Genomic DNA, 18,645 nt, shown 5'->3' with positions numbered 1-18,645 from the left:
TATGATTTCTGTTGTTAATTTTTACGCCCGGTGGCGTCTTTGGCTTCTCCCGCGGAGGATTCAAAACCGCGCCTGTGAAATACGTCCCTGACTTTTTCCGCGCCCTTGCGGGCCGCCAAAAACGGCGCACCCACCGTGGAAGTGACCAAGGTGGTCATGGCCGAAATGTCTTCGCTTGTCCGCGCCGCAGCTTCTGTGATCACATCCAGCTTTTTCACCTGGTTGTTTGCCTCCGCCACCGTGTTTGCGGCCTCGTCTATTGCGGGCAGCGTATGCTCGGTAAGCTCGCGCAGGGATTCGGCCATCCGATCGAGAACTTTGCCCAGCTTACGCAACGGACGGATTGAATAATAAACAAGCACCAAAAAAGCAAGCGCGGCAACCAAAGCCGCGATCTGTCCCAAAGAAATTTCCTGCATAGCAGAAGTCTACTCCATCGCGTATAAAAATTGTGCGGAGAAACAAATGGCGCGCCACGAAAAAACAGTGACGCGCCACAGTGAAAGAATTACCGCGAGTAATGTTCCACAACCATCTGCACATCGCAGATGACCGGAACTTCCGCCCGCTTGGGACGCCTGATCAGTTCAAAGCGCAGCTTCGTCAGGTCTGCCTTCAGATATTCCGGCATCGCCGGCAAAACATCGGCATGCTGACCCTGCGCAGCCACCAGGAACTGCGGGGAGGTCTGCGAACGCGGCTTCACCTGAACCACCTGACCGGGCTTTACCCGGAAAGAGGGACGGTCCACGAGCCGGCCGTCCACCATAATATGGCGGTGAACCACTACCTGCCTCGCCTGGGCAATGGTCCGTGCAAATCCCGCACGCAGCACCAGCGCATCCAGACGCATTTCAAGCAGTTCGACCAGATTTTCACCGGCCAGTCCGTCCATTCTGCGCGCTTCGTCCCATACCTTGCGGAGCTGGGATTCGCGAATTCCGTACTGGGCACGCAGACGCTGCTTCTCCTTCAGACGAATCGAATAATCGGATTCCTTTACGCGGCCGCGGCCGTGCTCGCCCGGACGGTAGGGACGGCGCTGCATATATTTCTCGGCCTTCGGCGTAAGGGCGATTCCCAGAGCACGGGATTCGCGCACAAGTTTACGTGAACGATTGCCTGCCATAATTTTTCTCCTGTCGACAAAATGGCACAGTAACGGTTACTGTTTACTGCGGGACCAACCGCTGCGGCTAAGATCCCAGGATGCCAAAACACATATTCGGCAACCAGAAAATTGTAGCATTATTTCTTTCCCAGAGCTTTATTGATTCCTGCCAGCCATTCCGTGATTTTTGCCTCATAACCGCGCCCGGAGGGACGGTAATAGGTTCTGCCGGCGATCTCATCCGGCAGATACTGCTGCCTCGCAATTCCCCCGGGGCAGTCGTGCGCATATTTATACTCTGTGTTTTTCCCTGTCTGCGCCGCGGCAGCCTGTGAGGATTTCGCCGTTTTGTCCCACAGATGCACGGGAACGGTTCCCGTTTTTCCGCCCCGGACATCCGCAATCGCCTCGTTCACGGCCACATACACGCGGTTTGATTTCGGAGCCGTGGCCAGATGCACGGTTGCCTGGGCCAAAATGATACGTGCCTCCGGCATTCCCACCAACGCCACGGCCTGTGCCGCGGCGGTGGCTGCCTGCAGGGCCGACGGATCGGCCAGACCGATATCCTCCGATGCCGAAATCATCAGTCTGCGGGCAATAAAACGCGGATCTTCCCCCGCTTCCAGCATACGTGCCAGATAATGAAGCGCGGCATCCGCATCGGAACCCCGAACCGATTTGATAAACGCCGAAATTACGTTGTAGTGCTGATCTCCCGCCCGGTCGTAGCGCACGGCATACGTGTCGGCGGCGGCTTCCACATCCGCAGCGGTGAGTCTGCCGGCCGTACGCGCGGCGGCGGCTTCCAAAAGCGTCAGAGCCCGGCGCCCGTCGTTGCCCGCCAGATCCGCTATTGCCTCCAGGGCCCCGGAATCCGGCTCGGCCCTGCCTGCCAAACCGCGCGGATCGTGCACTGCCCGGTCGAGCAGCGCCATAATGTCTTTCTTTTCCAGCGGGTGCAGCGTGAGCAGAAGCGAGCGGGAAAGCAGCGGGGAAATGACGGAGAAGGAAGGATTTTCCGTGGTGGCCGCAATTAAAATCACCCATCTGTTTTCCACTGCGGGAAGAAGCGCATCCTGCTGGGTCTTTGAAAAACGATGGACTTCGTCGATAAACAGAACCGTTTCCCTGCCGTCCACATACAGAGATTCCTTCGCCGATTCAATCACCGCGCGCAGCTCTTTAACTCCGGCCTGCACCGCGGAAATTTCGACAAATCTTCTCTTCGTGTTCTGTGCGCACAGATAAGCCAGAGTGGTTTTTCCGATTCCGGGCGGCCCCCACAGGAAAACGGAAACGGGCGCCGCACCCTCTTCGCCGTCGATCAGCCGGCGCAAAGGCCTGCCCGGGAGCAGCAGGTGGTCCTGGCCCAAAACTTCCCCGACCGTGCGCGGGCGCATTCTCACGGCAAGCGGGGCATGGGTATCCTTCGGGGTACCGTTGTCGGCAAGAGCCGAATCCGAAAATAAATCCACGTTTTTTATTGTATCGGCTCTCAGCGGAACACGGAACACGGGGCACAAACTGCGCTAATATTGAAATATGTTTGATTATCTGGGAAAACATGTCGCAGAGCGTCCACGGATATTCATCCTTGTCTGGGTTATTTTCGTCGTTGCCGGGCTGACCGCCGCCCTGGGCGGATTTGGCGGGGGAAATATTTTCCAACGTCTTAAATCCGGGGAATCCATGGTTCCCGGTTCGGATTCCGACCGCGTTGCGCAGGCACAGTCGGCAAAAACCGACGGAGAAACCCTCATCCTGATAACCGAACACGCAAAACCCGGGGAACTGCGCGGCGAACTCGAAAATTTCGGCAAAAAAGCACGCGCACTGCGCACTGTGGCCTCTTTTTCCGACCCGCTCACCGTCGATGCCGCATTTTGGCGCAACGTCGAAGAGCAAAAACGAAAAGCCGGCGAAGCGGCCGTAAATGCCGCGAAACCGCAAATCGACGCGGCCGTGGCGCAGGAATTGGGCAGACATACGGAAATTGCGGCCATCGCCGACCCCAAAGCACGCGAAGCCGTGAAACAGCAAATTGCTTCGCAAACCGCGGCAAAGGCGAAAGAAAAAATTCTGTCCGAAGCGGAAAAACAGGCCGCGGAAAAAACAGCCTCCCTGAAAAATCCGGCCGCCGCACTTCGGTCGCATTCCGGGTTTGCCACCGTAATTAAAATGAAAACAGGGCACGAGGCTGCCCAAAGCAAACGGCTCGCCGCGCTTATTTCGGATTTCAAAACCTGCGCGCGGAAGAAAAATGCTTCCGTGACCGTCAGCGCCCTCTCTCCGTCCCTGCTGCGCCAAACGCTCATGGACCGGACCGCCACAGACCTGGTACGCGGCGAAATAGTAGGTCTGCCGGTGGCACTTGTTCTTCTTGTGATTGTTTTCGGCGGACTGTTGGCGGCAGGTCTGCCCCTGGTATCGGCACTGAGCGCGATCGGGCTGTCGATGGGCGCGGTCTGGGCCGTCACTTTCTGTGCCAACGTCGATTCTTTCCTGCTTAACATTATTACGATCATCGGTCTTGCCCTGTCCATTGATTACGGACTGCTGGTTGTGTCGCGTTTTCGTGAAGAGATTTCGGGTGTTTCGGATTCCGGCACCGATTTTGGGTCTTCCCCCGCGCACGTCACGGACAAGGCCATCCGCCGTGCCGTTACCGAAACCGTGCGCACGGCCGGGAGAACCGTATCTTTTTCCGCGCTCACGATTGCCTGCTCCATTGCGGGGCTGTTTGTGATGAAGGCTCCGATGCTGAAAATGATCGCCCTCGGAGGAATGCTTGTCACCCTCTTTGCCGTATTTACCGCAGTCACATTGGTTCCCGCGCTGATATGCATTTTCGGCAAAAAGCTGATCCGCCCTTCCCGTCTTGTGCGGATCCGCGGCATCCGCGTGCTTTTCCGGATTCTGGGCGACGCAACCGGGGAATACGGAATGTTTTCCAAACTTGCGGCATGGGTACACCGCCGTCCGTGGAAAGTTCTGATTGCGGTGGCGGCGGTGATGTTCGTGGCCGCCATGCCTATCCGGGATATGGCCATGCGCTCCAATTTCACCGAATACGCACCCAAAGACAGCGAAGTGCACCGGGCCCTGGCTTTAACGGAACGGGATTACCCGGCTTTCGCCATTCCGACCGTATCTGTTTTCGTTCCCGGACCGGGCAGAAACGCCGAATCTTTTATCCGCGGCCTTCACGGGCGTGAGGACGTGAAACGCGCGGAAATCGGCGAAAAACCGCAAAACGGCACGATCGTAAACGTGTACGCGAAAGTCTCCGACCCCGTGGGTGCAAAAGCAACAAAAATAGTACAGGACCTGCGCGCGCAAAAAAGTGCCGTCCGGTTCTTCGTCGGCGGGGCCGCGGCCACGCAATATGATTTTATCGGCTCTCTGAAAGAAGGCGCTCCCTACGCCGCCGGAATTATCATTTCGGCAGTGTTCATTCTGCTTTTTCTGCTGACCGGATCTCTTGCCGCCCCGCTGAAAGCACTGATGATCAATATTTTCTCTCTTGTGACTTCCATGGGGATCACCGTCTTTATTTTCCGGCACGGACTGTTCGGCGTGCCCCGGTCAGACAGCCTGGAAACATTCGTGGTTGCCTGCGCGGCCGCTTTCGGATTCGGCCTGGCAATGGACTACGAAGTATTTTTGCTGGCACGGATCAAAGAGTACTGGGATCTGATCGGCGACAACAACACGGCGGTGGAGAAAGGCCTGCAGCGCTCGGGAAGAATTGTGACCGCTGCGGCACTTACGATTATTGCCGTCTTTATCGGATTCAGCTTCGGAGATCTGCTGCCCATTGTGCAAATCGGCGTTGCCCTGGCAGTGACGGTATTTGTTGACGCCTCGCTGGTCCGGATGCTTCTTGTGCCCGCACTGATGACGCTGCTGGGAAAGTGGAACTGGTGGGCACCCGGGCCTTTGCGCAAAATATACGACAGGTTCAGGATTGTGCACTGATTCTCGCGCCATGGCGCCGGGCGCGGCCGGAAATACGCGGAAAATTACCGTCTGCCGGAATTTGCTTCCGCAAACGGTTCCCGGCCTCCGTGAATCAGACAATCCCCGCAGCGGATGCCCAAACGGCGGTAAAGCCGCTGTGCCTTGGTGTTCCAGTTCCAGGCACCGAAACTGATCCCCTCAATCCCCGGCATATGCAGGGAATACGAAACTGCCGCGGTCATCACGGCCGTCGCACAGCCCTGTCCGCGAAATTTCGGCAAAGCCCCCAGGCCCGCAAAATGTATGCCGCAGCCGCGTTTCTGCCCGCCCATTACGGCAGCGATTTCACCGTTATCCTGCCGGTAGACAAACCAGTCGTGGGATTCGGATTCGCGCAGGGCGTCGGTAGTGGGAATCACCGTTTCCAGTAGGTTTCTTATTTCGGGAAGCGCCGCGCGGCACGGATCGCTCCCCGCTTTCAGGAACTGTACCTTTTCGGTTCCGGGTGCCGGCGCAAGAGGCTCGGTTGCCCAGTAAAAGTCCCATTTCCATCCCCAAAACGGGCCGAAGAATTCTCTGTTTTCCTCTCCCAGGGCAGCATAAATGCGCCGGTCAAACAAAACCGTGTCCGGACGTTTTGCGCGCAGGCGAAATTCGTCCAAATATCTGTGCAGCTCCTGCCTGTTTTCGCCGAGCACAAACAGAAATGTTTCTTCTTTCCCCTCCGGCCGGCCCGATACCATAACCGTATCGGAACTGCGGTAGTGCACACGGGAAGTTCCCGTTATCTGAGGCGCCACCGCGAATTGGTAAAAACGGGTCAGCGCCTCAGATGTGAAAAACGGACGGATCAACGGTTACGCCTTTTTCCCGGGATCCGCGTCAACTCCCGCCTCTTTCCTCTGCGCGGCGGTAATCGGCGCAGGGGCATCGGTCATCGGATCCCATCCGTTGCCGATCTTCGGGAAAGCAATCACATCGCGGATTGAGGGAGCCTTCATCAGCAGGGCAACGATCCGGTCCCAGCCGAAAGCAAGACCGCCGTGCGGCGGTGCGCCGAACTTAAATGCATCCAGCAGGAACCCAAACTTCTCCTGTGCCTGCTCTTCGTTCAGACCCATCACCTTGAAGATACGTTCCTGCACGTCGCGGCGGTGAATACGGATAGATCCGCCGCCGATTTCATTTCCGTTGCAGACAATATCATAGGCATAGGCAAGGGCATTTCCCGGATCGCGGTCAAAGCGGTCCAGCCATTCGGGCTTCGGGGAGGTAAAGGCGTGATGCACGGCCGTCCACGCACCGTCCGCCACAGCCACGTCGCCTTCCGCTTCCGCCTGCTTTGCCGGCTTAAACAGAGGCGCGTCCACAATCCAGACGAAAGCCCACGCATCTTCGTCAATCAGATTGCAGCGTCTGCCGATTTCCAGCCGCGCGGCCCCCAGAAGATCGCGTGCCGCGGTGGGTTCGCCGGCCGCAAAGAAAATACAGTCTCCCGGTTTCGCGCCCGTAATTTCTCTCAGGCCTGCGCGTTCGGTATCCGAAATGTTCTTCGATACCGGGCCTCCCAGTGTGCCGTCTTCGCTTACGGTTACGTACGCAAGTCCCTTTGCGCCGCGCGCCCGGGCCCATTCCTGCCATTTGTCAAAGGTACGGCGGGGCTGGGACGCACCTCCCGGCATAACCACCGCTCCCACATACGGCGCATGGAAAAGACGGAACGGCGTCTGCGCAAAGTATTGGGTAAGATCCGTAAGCTCCTGTCCGAAGCGCAGATCGGGCTTGTCCGAACCGAAACGCTCCATTGCCTCTTTGAAGGGCATATGCGGAATTTTCTCGGGTATTTTCGCTCCGATCAGAGCCCAGATTTCACGAATCACGTCTTCGGAAACCTTCATCACGTCTTCCTGCTCCACAAAAGACATCTCGATGTCCAACTGCGTAAATTCAGGCTGGCGGTCGGCACGGAAATCCTCGTCGCGGTAGCAGCGGGCAATCTGGTAATAGCGTTCCATTCCCGCTACCATCAGCAGCTGCTTAAAAAGCTGGGGCGACTGCGGCAGCGCATACCATGATCCCGGTGCGAGACGGGCCGGCACGATAAAGTCGCGTGCGCCTTCGGGCGTGGAACGGATCAGTGTCGGTGTTTCAATTTCCACAAAATCGTGTCCATCCAGCACACGCCGGGCCGCCCGGGAAACTTTGGCGCGCAGACGGATTGCCTTTTGCTCGTACGAACGGCGCAGATCCAGATAGCGGTACTTCAGACGGGTTTCTTCGTTGACCTGGCCCGCATCGTCTGCATGGTCGGAAACCTGGAACGGAAGAGGTGCCGAAGGATTCAAAACCTCCACTTCCCGGGCTTCAACCTCAATTTCACCCGTGGGAAGTGCGGTATTCACATTTCCGTCGGGACGTTCGTTGACCACGCCCACAACTTTGATCACAAATTCCGCGCGCAGATTGTGCGCAACATCTTCGCGGATCGTAATCTGGGTAATTCCGGAAGCGTCACGCAGATCGATAAAAGCAATTCCTCCGTGATCGCGCCGGCGGTCTACCCACCCGGCCAGGGTAACGGTTTTTCCTACGTCAGCTTTTCGCAGAGAACCTGCCATTCTTGTTCGAAGCAATTTAATCCTCATTTCGATTGTGGAAATTCACCCACGAGACGAGTGGGCTACAGTATGCCCGAGACGGGGGCGATACACGGGTTAAAGTCTACTCCCGCCGGCGCGGGAGGGGAAAACAGCCGCCCGCCCGAGTGAAAACTCACAGCTTCGCAGATTGCAAAGAATACCTTTCCCCCTCACCATGGAAGATAAGAAAACGGTTGCATAGGAAACTGTACGGAAAAACAGAAAAAGGAGAATTGCGTGTGCGACACCCGTCCCGGCCGCCGGCAGCATTCCGACGCACCGAAAAATCTGCAGCGCTGGCTGAAATATATTTCCGTAACCATGATTTCGCTCGTTGCCTTCGAGGCGGTCGCAGTAGCCACGGCCATGCCATATGTGGTTGAAGATCTGGGCGGGGAGAATTTTTACGCGCTTGCCTCCGGAATAGTACTTGCCACGCAGCTGATCACCACGGCCCTGGCAGGCCCGTGGTGCGATGCCAAAGGCCCGAAACCCGTTTTATACACGGGCTCGGTTCTTTTTCTGTGCGGTCTGAGTTTTGCCGCTTTCGCACCGGATATCGGAATTCTTGTTTTGGGACGGGCCACGCAGGGTCTCGGCGCCGGAATGCTGATAGTGCCGCTGTATGTGATGATCGGAAGGCATGTCGAACCCGTGCGGCAGCCCGCATTTTTCGCCGCATTCGCCGCCGCCTGGGTATTTCCGTCCTTGGTCGGCCCGGCAATCGCCGGTATTTTTGTGGACTATCTGCACTGGCGGTTGGTATTCGGCGTCACGCCGATTCTGCTGCTGGCCGCCGCCCCTTTTATGCTGACAAAGCTGCGCCGCTTCCCCGATGCCCGGGAGCGGAAGGAACTGCCCGGGCTGCCGAAAATGATTCTTGCCGCGGCCGTTTCCGGAATTGCGGCCTGTCTTTTGCAGATGCTTTCGGGGATGGACGCAAAACAGCTTAATCTCTCTGTTCTCGCGGCAATTGTGTTTTTCACCTGTCTGAGTCTGGGAGCAATCCGCCCCCTGCTTCCCCCGCGCACGCTTACGGCGGCTCCGGGCGTTCCGGCAACCGTGTTTTACCGGGGGATCATCAACGGCACCTATCTGGCGGTTGAGCTTTATCTGCCCCTAATGCTGAAAAACGTGCACGGGTTTTCTCCCACGCGCGCCGGACTGGTACTCACCGTAGGTTCGGTTACCTGGGCGATAGGATCTTGGATACAGGGCAGGCTGCCGGAGGGAAAAATTCGGCGTGCACTGCCTCTGATCGGGTCTTCGGCACAGATTGTCGGATCCGCTTTAACGCTGCCGGGGGTGATTCCGAACGTGCCGGGAGAAATCACTTTTATCGGATGGCTGATAGCCTCCTTCGGGATCGGCCTGGTATATCCGGCAATGACGGTTCACGCCCTTGCGCTCACTGCCATGCACGAACACGGAAAAACTTCTTCCGGGCTTCAGATCTCCGATACGCTTGGCGCTGCCGTAATGATTGCCTACGCCGGAATTGTCTACGCTTTCGCAGCCCCGATGGGCAACAGCGCCTTCGCCGTCACAATCGGCTTCGTCTGCGCGGTAATGGCAGCCGGTCTGCTGACCGCGCGGCGGATCCGCCCCCGAAGCTGAATCCCGCTGCCCGTACGCCCAATCCCCCTGCGCCGCGGCGGCGATGTCATCGGCGCACCGGCACTCCGGCCCGGAAACTTGTGATACGATAACCGGAGCAGGGTCCGCAGACAGCGTTGACCGTTTCCGCAAACTATCAGATTATGGAATTTCATGCCTCAAAATACTTCTTTTTCCGCGTTAAACCTGCCGGAATATATTCTTGCCGCCATTACGGAAATGGGTTTTTCCACACCCACCCCAATCCAGGAGCAGGCCATACCTGCGCTGAGCGCACACCGTGACGTTGTCGGCGTGGCACAGACCGGAACGGGAAAAACGGCGGCATTTGCGCTGCCGATGCTGGCGCAGCTCAATCCGGCAGACAGATTTGTGCAGGCCCTGGTACTTACCCCGACCCGCGAACTGGCCCTGCAGGGGGCGGACGCGATCGCCGCTTTTTCCGCGGAAATTGCCGAAATTAACGTTGTTTCCGTCTACGGCGGATCTGCCTACGGCCCGCAGCTGAACGCCTTGGAGCGCGGGGCCCAGGTGGTTGTCGGCACACCGGGGCGGATTATGGATCTGATCGGACGCGGCGCATTGGATCTGTCCCGGGTGCACTATTTTGTGCTTGACGAAGCAGACGAAATGCTGCGGATGGGTTTCGCCGAAGACGTGGAGACCATTGCGAAATGTCTTCCCGAACAGCGCGTCTCCGCGCTGTTTTCGGCAACCATGCCTCCCGCTATCCGCCGGGTGGCCGACACGTATCTGAACGATCCGGTTGAAATCACCGTCACTCCCCCGTCTTCCACGGTAGACACCATCGCACAGTCTTACGCCGTGGTTCCCGCGCGGCATAAGATCGGGGCGCTTTCCCGTGTGCTGGCAACCACCGATGCCGATGCGGCCCTGATTTTTGTGCGCACGCGCGCCACCGCCGAGGAACTTTCCCTGGAACTTACGGCACGCGGAATCCATGCGGCGGCTCTTTCCGGCGATGTGGCGCAGACCGACCGGGAAAAACTGGTAAACCGTCTGCGCAGCGGGTTTCTCGATGTACTGGTGGCCACGGATGTTGCCGCACGCGGTCTTGACGTGGAGAGAATCGGTCTCGTGGTAAATTACGACGTGCCGCGGGAAGCGGAGACGTACGTGCACCGCATAGGCAGAACGGGACGCGCCGGCAGGCACGGCTGCGCTCTGACTTTCGTCACCCCGAAAGAAAAATCGCGTCTGCGGAAAATCGAAAAAATCACGCACGCAAAACCGAAGGAAATACAGCTTCCCACCTCCGCACAGGTCTCTGCGCACCGGGCGCGCAAACTGCTGCGGGAAGCGGGGGAAAGAGCGGAAAAGGGACATCTGGCGATATACGAAACCGTGCTGAAGGAACACTTTACGGAAGTTGAATCCCGGGGCGGCAAATTCAGTCTGGAAACACTTACCTATGCTCTGATGGCTTTGGGCGCACGGGACAGCGGAACACAGGGAGAAGACGGGCCCGATATTCTGACCGAAACATTCGACAGCGGGCCTAAAGGCGGGAAACGCAGAAAAACCCGCGGCGGCGCGGAACCGACATTTGCCGGCCGGGGAACGATGTACCGTGTGGAAGTCGGGCACCGGGACGGAATTTCTCCGGGGTCGATCGTGGGTGCCATCACCGCAGAGAGCAAAATCCGCGGTTCGCAGCTGGGACGCATCGATATTTTCCCCAGTTTTTCCCTGGTTGAGTTTCAGGAAGAACTCGATGAAAAAACGCTGCATAAAATTTCGCGCGCACATGTCTCCGGGCGTGCGCTGAGAATTTCAAAAGACCGCGGGCCGGGAAAACGGAAAACAAACTTTGGCGAAGCCGAGATCCGCAAGCACCGGGCAGACACGAAGTTTGGGGAAGAACGCCGCAAAGCACGCGCTGCCGGGAAAGAAAACCGGCGGAAAAAGGCACGGCTGAACGCACGCAAAGCCGGAAAGAAAAAACACCGCTGAGAAAAACGCCCCGGCCGCAGCCGGGGCGAAATCGGCATATCCGCATTTATACCGCGGTATCCGCGCTAAACTCCACATGCAGATCCGCAGGCAGGGGCATCCACGTCTGCGGATCGGCATTTTCCTGCACTCCGGAACGGATGTCTTTCACCTGCTCGCCCTCATCCGTGGTAAACCAGACATAGGGTATGCCGCGTTTGTCGGCATACTTAATCTGTTTGCCGAACTTTGCGCTGTTCGGGCAGACTTCCGTGGGAATTCCGCGGCGGCGCAGCCGCATGGCGGTGGATTCTGCGTGAAAACGCTCTTTTTCGTCATTTACCGCAACCAAAACCGCGGCAGGCACCCGCCGGCTGGGAACAACTTTGCCCTGACCGATAATCCGCGCCAAAATCCGCGAAACACCGATCGACAGCCCCACACCCGGGAACGTCTGTTTCCCGTCGGAAACCAGTGAATCGTAGCGTCCGCCGGAACAGACGGAACCCAAATCTTCATGCCCTTCCAAAACCGACTCGTAAACGGAACCGGTGTAATAATCCAAACCGCGGGCAATTTTCAGATCGGCAACCATCGCCCCCGGAATCAGCGCATTTGCCCGTTCCACCAGATTGACCAGTTCCTCCAGCCCCTCATCCAGCAGGGGGCTGCGCAGACCCAGAGCCAGGACCCGATCGGCAAAGCTCGCATCGGGAGCGGAAATTTCCGCCAGCCGCAGTGCCGCTTCCGCCCGGGATTCGTCTGCCCCCACACGTTCCCGCAGCAGCTGTTTAACCGCTTCGGGTCCGATTTTGTCCAGTTTATCCATAATCCGCAGTGTTTCTTCTATGTCTTCCAGTCCCAGGGCCTCATAGAACCCCTGGGCAACTTTTCGGTTGGAGGCATGAATCACCACACGCGGAATCGGCAGTTTGGACAAAGCATCCACCATCACCAAAGGCAGTTCCGTTTCGTGATGAAAAGCCAGGGAATCCCGCCCGACAACATCCACGTCGGCCTGCACAAATTCACGGAATCTGCCCTCCTGCGGACGCTCCCCGCGCCACACTTTCTGAATCTGATAGCGGCGGAAGGGGAAATCCAGTTTCCCCGCATTTTCCAGCACGTAACGGGCAAGCGGAACAGTCAGGTCGAAATGCAGTCCCAGCTGTGCTTCGCGTCCGCTGCCTGCTTCCTGCAGGCGGGAAAGCAGATAAATTTCCTTCGACGTTTCACCTTTGCTCAGCAGCTGCGAAACCGGTTCCACGGCACGTGTTTCGATACCGGAAAAACCATGCAGCTCAAACGTTGAACGCAGGGTGTCCAAAAACTTCTGTTCTATCATGCGGCATTCGGGAAGCCACTCGGGAAATCCTGATATCTTTGTCATATTTCTATACTCCCATTTATTTTATAAAACCGACAGCCGGCATACGTTTAGTAACCAATGTCTAACCTCCGAAACGGAGTGTCAGCTCATTGCAGCATGCATAAAAGGCGAATGGCGCGTTTCGTGAAACATCGTTGTGTGCGGACCGTGCCCGGGAAGCAGATACGTTTCGGGTTTAACCGCATTGACAAGGAAACGCAAAGTAGCCGCCATTTTCTGTTCGTCGCCGCCCGGCAGGTCGCATCGGCCGATTCCGCCGTTGAAAATAACATCGCCCGTCAGCAGGAAATGTTCTTCCCTTCCCGTAAGCAGAATGGCATTGTCCCGGTTCAGCGTGGACTGCCCGGCAAAAAGGAAAACCGCCGACCCTTCCGTATGCCCGGGAGCCGCAACCGCGCGGATGCGTATTTTCGGCACGATTTCGAATCCCGAATCGTAGGATTCTCCCGGAACATCGCAGACGTTGTCCGGTTTCCGCCACGGACCGCCGCCCATCCGCGAAAGAGCCAGACGCGCATTGGAAAAATCCGCGGTGAGATAGGAAGCCGGATCGTCAAAACGGTACCGGTCCGGCGCAGGCACATAAACGGGGCTGTTCCCCGCCACGGCCGCCGCGTCCCAGACGTGATCGGGGTGTCCGTGGGTGACAAGCACCGCCGCACATTCCAAATCCAAATCCCGCAGTGTTTCCCGCACCCAAATTCTAGATCCCGCGCCGGGATCCACAACCAAAGCTGTTTTTTCGCCGTCGGCGGCAATCAAATAAGTGTTTGCTTCCAAAAATGTCTGAGCGTAACGCAGCAGAATCATATCCATCCCCTACCTGACTATGGCGTATTTCAACATTAACGGAAAAACGGCGTAGAATAAAAACGGTTTACACCGTTGTACGGTAATCACCTCTACCCCGTCAGGAAGGAAAGCTTAAAATGAATCCCTCACAGAATTTTAAGAAACCGGTTCCGCTGCCCAAACCTGCCGCCGAAGCGCAGCGAAACGCACGCGCTTTGCAAAACGAAAACGCGGCCGGGCAGGCCGCAAAGTGGGGACGCGTGGACGAAGAGCATAATGTCTGGCTGAAAACGGCCGACGGGGAACGAATCGTAGGACAGTACGCCGCAGGCGGCACGGACGCAGACGCCCTGAAACTGTACGTACGGCGGTATCTCGACTTAAAGGCGCAGATAGATCTGCTGGAAGCGCGCGTGGAACATATTTCGCCGGAAGAAGCGCGCAAATCGCTGAAAACGCTGCAGGACGAACTGACGGAGCCCGCCGTGGTGGGAGACGTGGACGCCCTGCGCAACAGGGCGCAGGAACTTACGGCGGCAATAGAGAAGCGTGCGCAGACCGTTTCCGGGGAACGCGCCGCGGCGAAGGAAAAAGCCCTGCAGGAACGCACCGCGCTCGTGGAGCACGCCGAGGAGATCGCCAACCGGGATCCGGAAAAAACGCATTGGCGTGATTCACGTGAGGAATTTGAAAAGATCTTTGAACAGTGGAAGTATGCCCAGCGCCACGGCGCACGGATCGACCGTGCCACCGAGGACGGACTGTGGAAACGTTTTTCGGCAGCACGCACAAAGTTTGACCGCCACCGCCGGCAGCACTTTTCAGAGCTGGAGGCACAGCGCAGGGCGACCGTGGCGCAAAAAGAAGACATTATTGCCCGCGCCGTGGATTTGCAGACATCCACGGACTGGACGGCGACTACGGCCGCGTACCGCAGACTGCTGGAAGAATGGAAGAAGGCGGGACGTTCGGGAAGAAAGGACGATGACCGTCTTTGGGAGCGTTTCCGCGCCGCACAGCAGGTATTTTTTGACGCCAGAACAGCCTACAACGCGCAAATCGACGAGGAATACGCCGGCAATCTGACACAGAAACTCGAACTTTTGGCCGAGGCGGAGAAACTGCTGCCGATTAACGATGTTGCCTATGCCAAAGAACAGATTCGGGCCATCGGAGACAAATGGGACCGTATCGGCCGTGTGCCGCGCGCCGATATTGCGCGCACCGAAGGACGGATGAGGGAAATCGAAGCCGCGATCCGCGATGCGGAAAACGAGCAGTGGGCTTCGACCGATCCGGAAAAGGACGAGCGTGCTTCGGGAATGGCGGCGCAGCTGGAAGAGCTGATCGCGGATCTGCAAGCCCGGATCGAAACGGCAAAGGAACAGGGCGAAACCGCTAAAATAAAAGAGTTTGAAGAAGCTTTGGAGGCGCGTAAAGCCTGGCTGAAAGCCGTAACCGAGGGGTAAAAAGCCGCACCGTGCCCCGCGTGTATGCGGATGCGGGACGACGAAACCGTTTTCGGCCCAAATCCGCACGGGGGAGTTTTCGCAGCTGTGGAAAACTCCCCCGCCGTTTGCCACCCTGTGCGATAGTTGGGATATGAGCGGTTTCTTTATTCACAGGGCACAGACTTTGGCGGAACTGAACTACTACCGAAACAGCAGATTTTATTTGGAATTTCCCAACCGCTGCTTTGTGCCGAAAAATCTGACCGGTACTCCCGGGTTTCGCGCACATGCGGTAAACGCACTCGTACACAGCGGGGACATCGCAATTTTGGATACCGCGCTTTGGATACACACAGGCATATACCGGATAAGTCTGGCGCGGTCGCTTCCCGTTGCCCGCAGCGACGCGAAATACCGCGGAAGCGCAACGCGCAGAATCATTCCCGCGCATTTTCTGTGCACGTATGAAAATCTGAAAGTAAGCGGACCGGAACTTACTGCCATCGATTTCCTGCGCAGCGATCTGTGCACGGGAGTAAGTCTTCTGCCCCGGATCACCGAATCGGGCACGAGTCTGAGAAAAATTCTGCACACTGCGCAGAAAATGCCGCGCATACCCCACATCAGAACCATCAGGCAGATATTAATCCAACTGATATACAACATGGAACCGACACTTCCGCCGGTGCGAAGCGAAAACACCGCCGTAAACGAAAAATAGACACTGCCGCCGGTTTCACCGCGGCGCGTTTGGCACTGCGGAAAGAGAAAGCTATACGCGTTTTGCCCCGGTCTTCTTTGAACCGGTGACGCGATATGCGTCGTGAACACCCTCTATTTTGCGCAGCTCTTTCAAAACCTGCTGCAGATGGCGGGGATCGGCCATCTCGAAAGTGAAATTTGAGCGCGCAATCCGATCCGCCGTCGTATTCATCGAACCGGAAAGCATATTAATATCGTGTTCGGAAAACACACGGGTCACATCGGCCAGCAGTCCGCGCCGGTCCAAAGCCTCGACCTGCACCTGCACGAGGAAGATTCCGTCCGGCTGACCGTCCCAGGCAATATCGAGGAACCGGTCCGGTTCGCGGCGCAGGGATTGCACATTCGGACAGTCGGCCCGATGTACCGAGATACCTTTTCCGCGCGTCACGAATCCGACTATTTCGTCCGGCGGAACGGGCGTACAGCAGCGTGCCAGCTTCACCAGCACATCGGCGTCGTCCAGACCGGCAACAACCACCGCGGAATTGGCATTGCCCTCTTTGCGGTGTCTGATCCGCGTGGGAGTGACCGCTTCCGACATCGTTTCCTCAACACCCGCCGTGCCGCCCTGACTCGAAATCAGATGATTCACCACTGCTTCCGGAGAGATATTCCCCTCCCCCAAAGCGATATACAGTTCGGAAATATCGCTGCAGTTCAGATCCTGCGCCACGGCACCCAAAGTCTCGTGCGACATCAGACGCTGCACCGGTTCGTTCTTCCGCCGAATCATCTTTGCCAGCTTGTCTTTGCCCAATTCAAGAGCTTCGTCACGGCGGTTGCGCGTAAACCAGGCTTTTATTTTTGCCCGTGCCCTGGGTGTAACCACAAAATCTATCCATCCCTGGGACGGACCGGCGTCATCGGATTTCGCCGTAATGATTTCAACGGTGTCCCCCGATTCCAGGCGGTGGTCCAAAGTTACCAGACGGTCGTTTACTTTTGCACCCACCGTGCGGTGGCCGACCTCTGTGTGAATGGCATAGGCAAAGTCGACCGGAGTAGCTCCCGCCAGCAGTTCCATTACTTCGCCTGCGGGCGTAAACACATACACCTGATTGCCGGACATTTCATAGCGCAGGGAATCCAAAAATTCCGCGGAATCGGCTGTTTCCCGCTGCCAGTCAACCAGCTGGCGCAGCCATTCAAGCTGCGTATCCTCTGCGGTGGTATTTTTTGTTTCGGTCTCCTGATTCGGATTTTCCTTATACCGCCAGTGCGCGGCAACCCCGTATTCCGCACGCCTGTGCATATCGTGGGTTCGGATCTGAATCTCCACCGTGCGCCCTTCGGGTCCCAAAACGGAAGTATGGATCGACTGATAAAAATTAAATTTCGGGGATGCGATATAATCCTTGATCCTGCCCTGAATCGGCGTAAACACCGAGTTCGCCACGCCCAGAGCCGTGTAGCAGTCGGCAACCTCGTTTACCAGCACACGCACACCGATTAAATCGTAGATGTCTTCAAAATCCCGGCCGCGCAGAATCATTTTCTGATAGATGGAATAGTAATGCTTCGGACGCCCGGAAATACTGCATTCCACATGAGCTTTTTCCAATTCACGCTGAAGCATTGTTTTTACCGTTTCGATGTACGCCGCACGCTTCGGATTGCGTTCTTTCACCATCCGCTCGATTTCGGAATATACGGCCGGGTAGAGTGTTTTAAACGATCGGTCTTCCAATTCCCATTTAATTGAGTTCATTCCCAGCCTGTGCGCCAGCGGGGCATAAATCTCCAGAGTCTCGCGTGCCTTGTGCTGCGCCGACTGCACGGGAACATATTTCCAGGTACGCGCGTTATGCAGCCGGTCTCCCAGCTTAATCAGCAGCACGCGGATATCCTTCGCCATTGCCACCACCATTTTGCGCACCGTCTCGGCCTGGGCAGCTTTGCCGAATTCCACCTTATCGAGTTTGGTTACTCCGTCCACAAGCAGGGCAACGGTCGGCCCAAATTCCTTTTTTAACGCACTCAGCGTGTAGCCGGTGTCTTCCACAGTGTCGTGCAGCAATGCGGCAACCAGCGTTTCTTCGTCCATTCCCAGTTCCGCAAGAATCGTGCATACCGCAACGGGATGGATAATGTAGGGTTCGCCCGAGCGTCTTTTTTGCCCTTTGTGCCAATAATCGGCAACCTCAAAAGCGTGCAGCAGACGCGCGGAAGAAATTTCCCTCTCGCCCAGTGCCGCAAAAACCGGCTGCAGCAGCTGCGGAATCTGCCGGCCGCGGTACGCATGGGAAACAGTCCCGCCATCCTCCGCAGCCGAAACATCCGAGGCAGGCAAATCTTCTTTTCCGTTAGCGCCCATGTACGGATTATAAGTCATTTAGCATATTTAAAGATAATCGGCGGACGTTTCTGAGATTTGGAAACATCCGCCGAAAATCAAATCTGCCGAAGCGCGGTCCGTTAATACGACAATACCGAATCCACGGGCATATCCGGACCGAGATATTCTCTTCCTCCCAGATCCGACAGCTCAAGCAGAACGCAGATCCCCACAGGATTTCCGCCCGCACGGCGAATCAGATCCACCGCCGCTCCCGCAGTTCCGCCTGTTGCCAAAACATCGTCGATCACAAGCACGCGCATTCCGTCTTCAACCGTAAAGGGCTGGAGCTCCATGCGCGCCGAACCGTATTCCAAATCGTAATCCACGCCGACCACGGGACCGGGCAGACGCCCGGCCTTACGCACGGTCAGCATTCCCACTCCCAATCCGACGGCAAGCGGAGCGGCCAAAATGAAACCCCGCGATTCCAGGCCGGCAACAGCGTCAACTTTTCCCCGGTAATGTTGCGCAAGCATCCCAATCAGAGCCCCAAAAGATTCCCTGTCTGCGATTAACGGAGTGATATCGCGAAACAACACTCCCGGTGCGGGAAAATCCGCCACTTCGCGAATATGGCTCTCAACAAGTTCCACCACATCCGTCGGAAATACTGATGACTGTGACAT

At 57.0% G+C, this 18,645-nt stretch carries 14 protein-coding genes; 5 read left to right on the top strand and 9 right to left on the bottom strand.

Annotated features, from left to right (window positions below):
• Window positions 1-14: 14 nt before the first annotated feature.
• From HMPREF1631_RS00715 to HMPREF1631_RS00705, 3 genes are all read right to left on the bottom strand, one after another.
• The gene (locus HMPREF1631_RS00715) at window positions 15-419 is read right to left on the bottom strand and encodes a DUF948 domain-containing protein (RefSeq protein WP_052046895.1); all 405 of its coding nucleotides are present in this window, start codon (window positions 417-419) and stop codon (window positions 15-17) included.
• An 89-nt stretch (window positions 420-508) separates the two neighbouring features.
• Window positions 509-1,129, bottom strand: a complete 621-nt coding sequence (gene rpsD / locus HMPREF1631_RS00710; protein WP_034231163.1) for a 30S ribosomal protein S4 — start codon at window positions 1,127-1,129, stop codon at window positions 509-511.
• Between the two features lie 119 nt (window positions 1,130-1,248).
• Window positions 1,249-2,589: a replication-associated recombination protein A gene (locus HMPREF1631_RS00705; protein ID WP_034231448.1), complete on the bottom strand. Its 1,341-nt coding sequence runs from the start codon at window positions 2,587-2,589 to the stop codon at window positions 1,249-1,251.
• A gap of 67 nt (window positions 2,590-2,656) precedes the next feature.
• Here HMPREF1631_RS00705 and HMPREF1631_RS00700 point away from each other — a divergent pair, with 67 nt between their 5' ends.
• Window positions 2,657-5,092, top strand: a complete 2,436-nt coding sequence (locus tag HMPREF1631_RS00700) for an MMPL family transporter (protein WP_034231161.1) — start codon at window positions 2,657-2,659, stop codon at window positions 5,090-5,092.
• A 44-nt stretch (window positions 5,093-5,136) separates the two neighbouring features.
• Here HMPREF1631_RS00700 and HMPREF1631_RS00695 read toward each other — a convergent pair whose 3' ends face one another.
• Both HMPREF1631_RS00695 and aspS read right to left on the bottom strand, forming a co-directional pair.
• Entirely contained in the window at window positions 5,137-5,928 is a 792-nt protein-coding gene (locus HMPREF1631_RS00695; protein WP_034231159.1) for an N-acetyltransferase, read from the bottom strand.
• A 3-nt stretch (window positions 5,929-5,931) separates the two neighbouring features.
• On the bottom strand, window positions 5,932-7,707 hold the full coding sequence (gene aspS, locus HMPREF1631_RS00690; RefSeq protein ID WP_034231446.1) for an aspartate--tRNA ligase: 1,776 nt from the start codon (window positions 7,705-7,707) through the stop codon (window positions 5,932-5,934).
• A 243-nt stretch (window positions 7,708-7,950) separates the two neighbouring features.
• Here aspS and HMPREF1631_RS00685 point away from each other — a divergent pair, with 243 nt between their 5' ends.
• Together HMPREF1631_RS00685 and HMPREF1631_RS00680 are read left to right on the top strand one after the other, a co-directional pair.
• Window positions 7,951-9,330: an MFS transporter gene (locus HMPREF1631_RS00685; protein WP_052046894.1), complete on the top strand. Its 1,380-nt coding sequence runs from the start codon at window positions 7,951-7,953 to the stop codon at window positions 9,328-9,330.
• A 153-nt stretch (window positions 9,331-9,483) separates the two neighbouring features.
• A complete protein-coding gene (locus HMPREF1631_RS00680; RefSeq protein WP_034231157.1) occupies window positions 9,484-11,304 on the top strand; it encodes a DEAD/DEAH box helicase in 1,821 nt (606 codons plus the stop codon).
• A 46-nt stretch (window positions 11,305-11,350) separates the two neighbouring features.
• Here the strand turns inward: HMPREF1631_RS00680 and hisS are convergent, their stop codons facing one another.
• Together hisS and HMPREF1631_RS00670 are read right to left on the bottom strand one after the other, a co-directional pair.
• The gene (gene hisS, locus HMPREF1631_RS00675; protein ID WP_034231154.1) at window positions 11,351-12,673 is read right to left on the bottom strand and encodes a histidine--tRNA ligase; all 1,323 of its coding nucleotides are present in this window, start codon (window positions 12,671-12,673) and stop codon (window positions 11,351-11,353) included.
• Between the two features lie 81 nt (window positions 12,674-12,754).
• Entirely contained in the window at window positions 12,755-13,489 is a 735-nt protein-coding gene (locus tag HMPREF1631_RS00670; protein WP_052046893.1) for an MBL fold metallo-hydrolase, read from the bottom strand.
• Window positions 13,490-13,602: 113 nt separating this feature from the next.
• Here HMPREF1631_RS00670 and HMPREF1631_RS00665 point away from each other — a divergent pair, with 113 nt between their 5' ends.
• Complete coding sequence (locus HMPREF1631_RS00665) at window positions 13,603-14,934, top strand: DUF349 domain-containing protein (protein WP_034231152.1); 1,332 nt, start codon at window positions 13,603-13,605, stop codon at window positions 14,932-14,934.
• 133 nt (window positions 14,935-15,067) lie between these two features.
• On the top strand, window positions 15,068-15,637 hold the full coding sequence (locus HMPREF1631_RS00660; RefSeq protein ID WP_034231149.1) for a hypothetical protein: 570 nt from the start codon (window positions 15,068-15,070) through the stop codon (window positions 15,635-15,637).
• 51 nt (window positions 15,638-15,688) lie between these two features.
• Here the strand turns inward: HMPREF1631_RS00660 and HMPREF1631_RS00655 are convergent, their stop codons facing one another.
• Together HMPREF1631_RS00655 and HMPREF1631_RS00650 are read right to left on the bottom strand one after the other, a co-directional pair.
• On the bottom strand, window positions 15,689-18,013 hold the full coding sequence (locus tag HMPREF1631_RS00655) for a bifunctional (p)ppGpp synthetase/guanosine-3',5'-bis(diphosphate) 3'-pyrophosphohydrolase (RefSeq protein WP_232215379.1): 2,325 nt from the start codon (window positions 18,011-18,013) through the stop codon (window positions 15,689-15,691).
• Between the two features lie 83 nt (window positions 18,014-18,096).
• Window positions 18,097-18,645 (bottom strand): adenine phosphoribosyltransferase, encoded by a 549-nt coding sequence (locus HMPREF1631_RS00650; RefSeq protein ID WP_034231146.1) that lies wholly within the window; start codon window positions 18,643-18,645, stop codon window positions 18,097-18,099.

It is taken from the genome of Arcanobacterium sp. S3PF19 (assembly GCF_000758825.1).
Taxonomy (GTDB): domain Bacteria; phylum Actinomycetota; class Actinomycetes; order Actinomycetales; family Actinomycetaceae; genus Arcanobacterium_A.
This window is presented reverse-complemented; position numbering and strand designations above follow the sequence as displayed.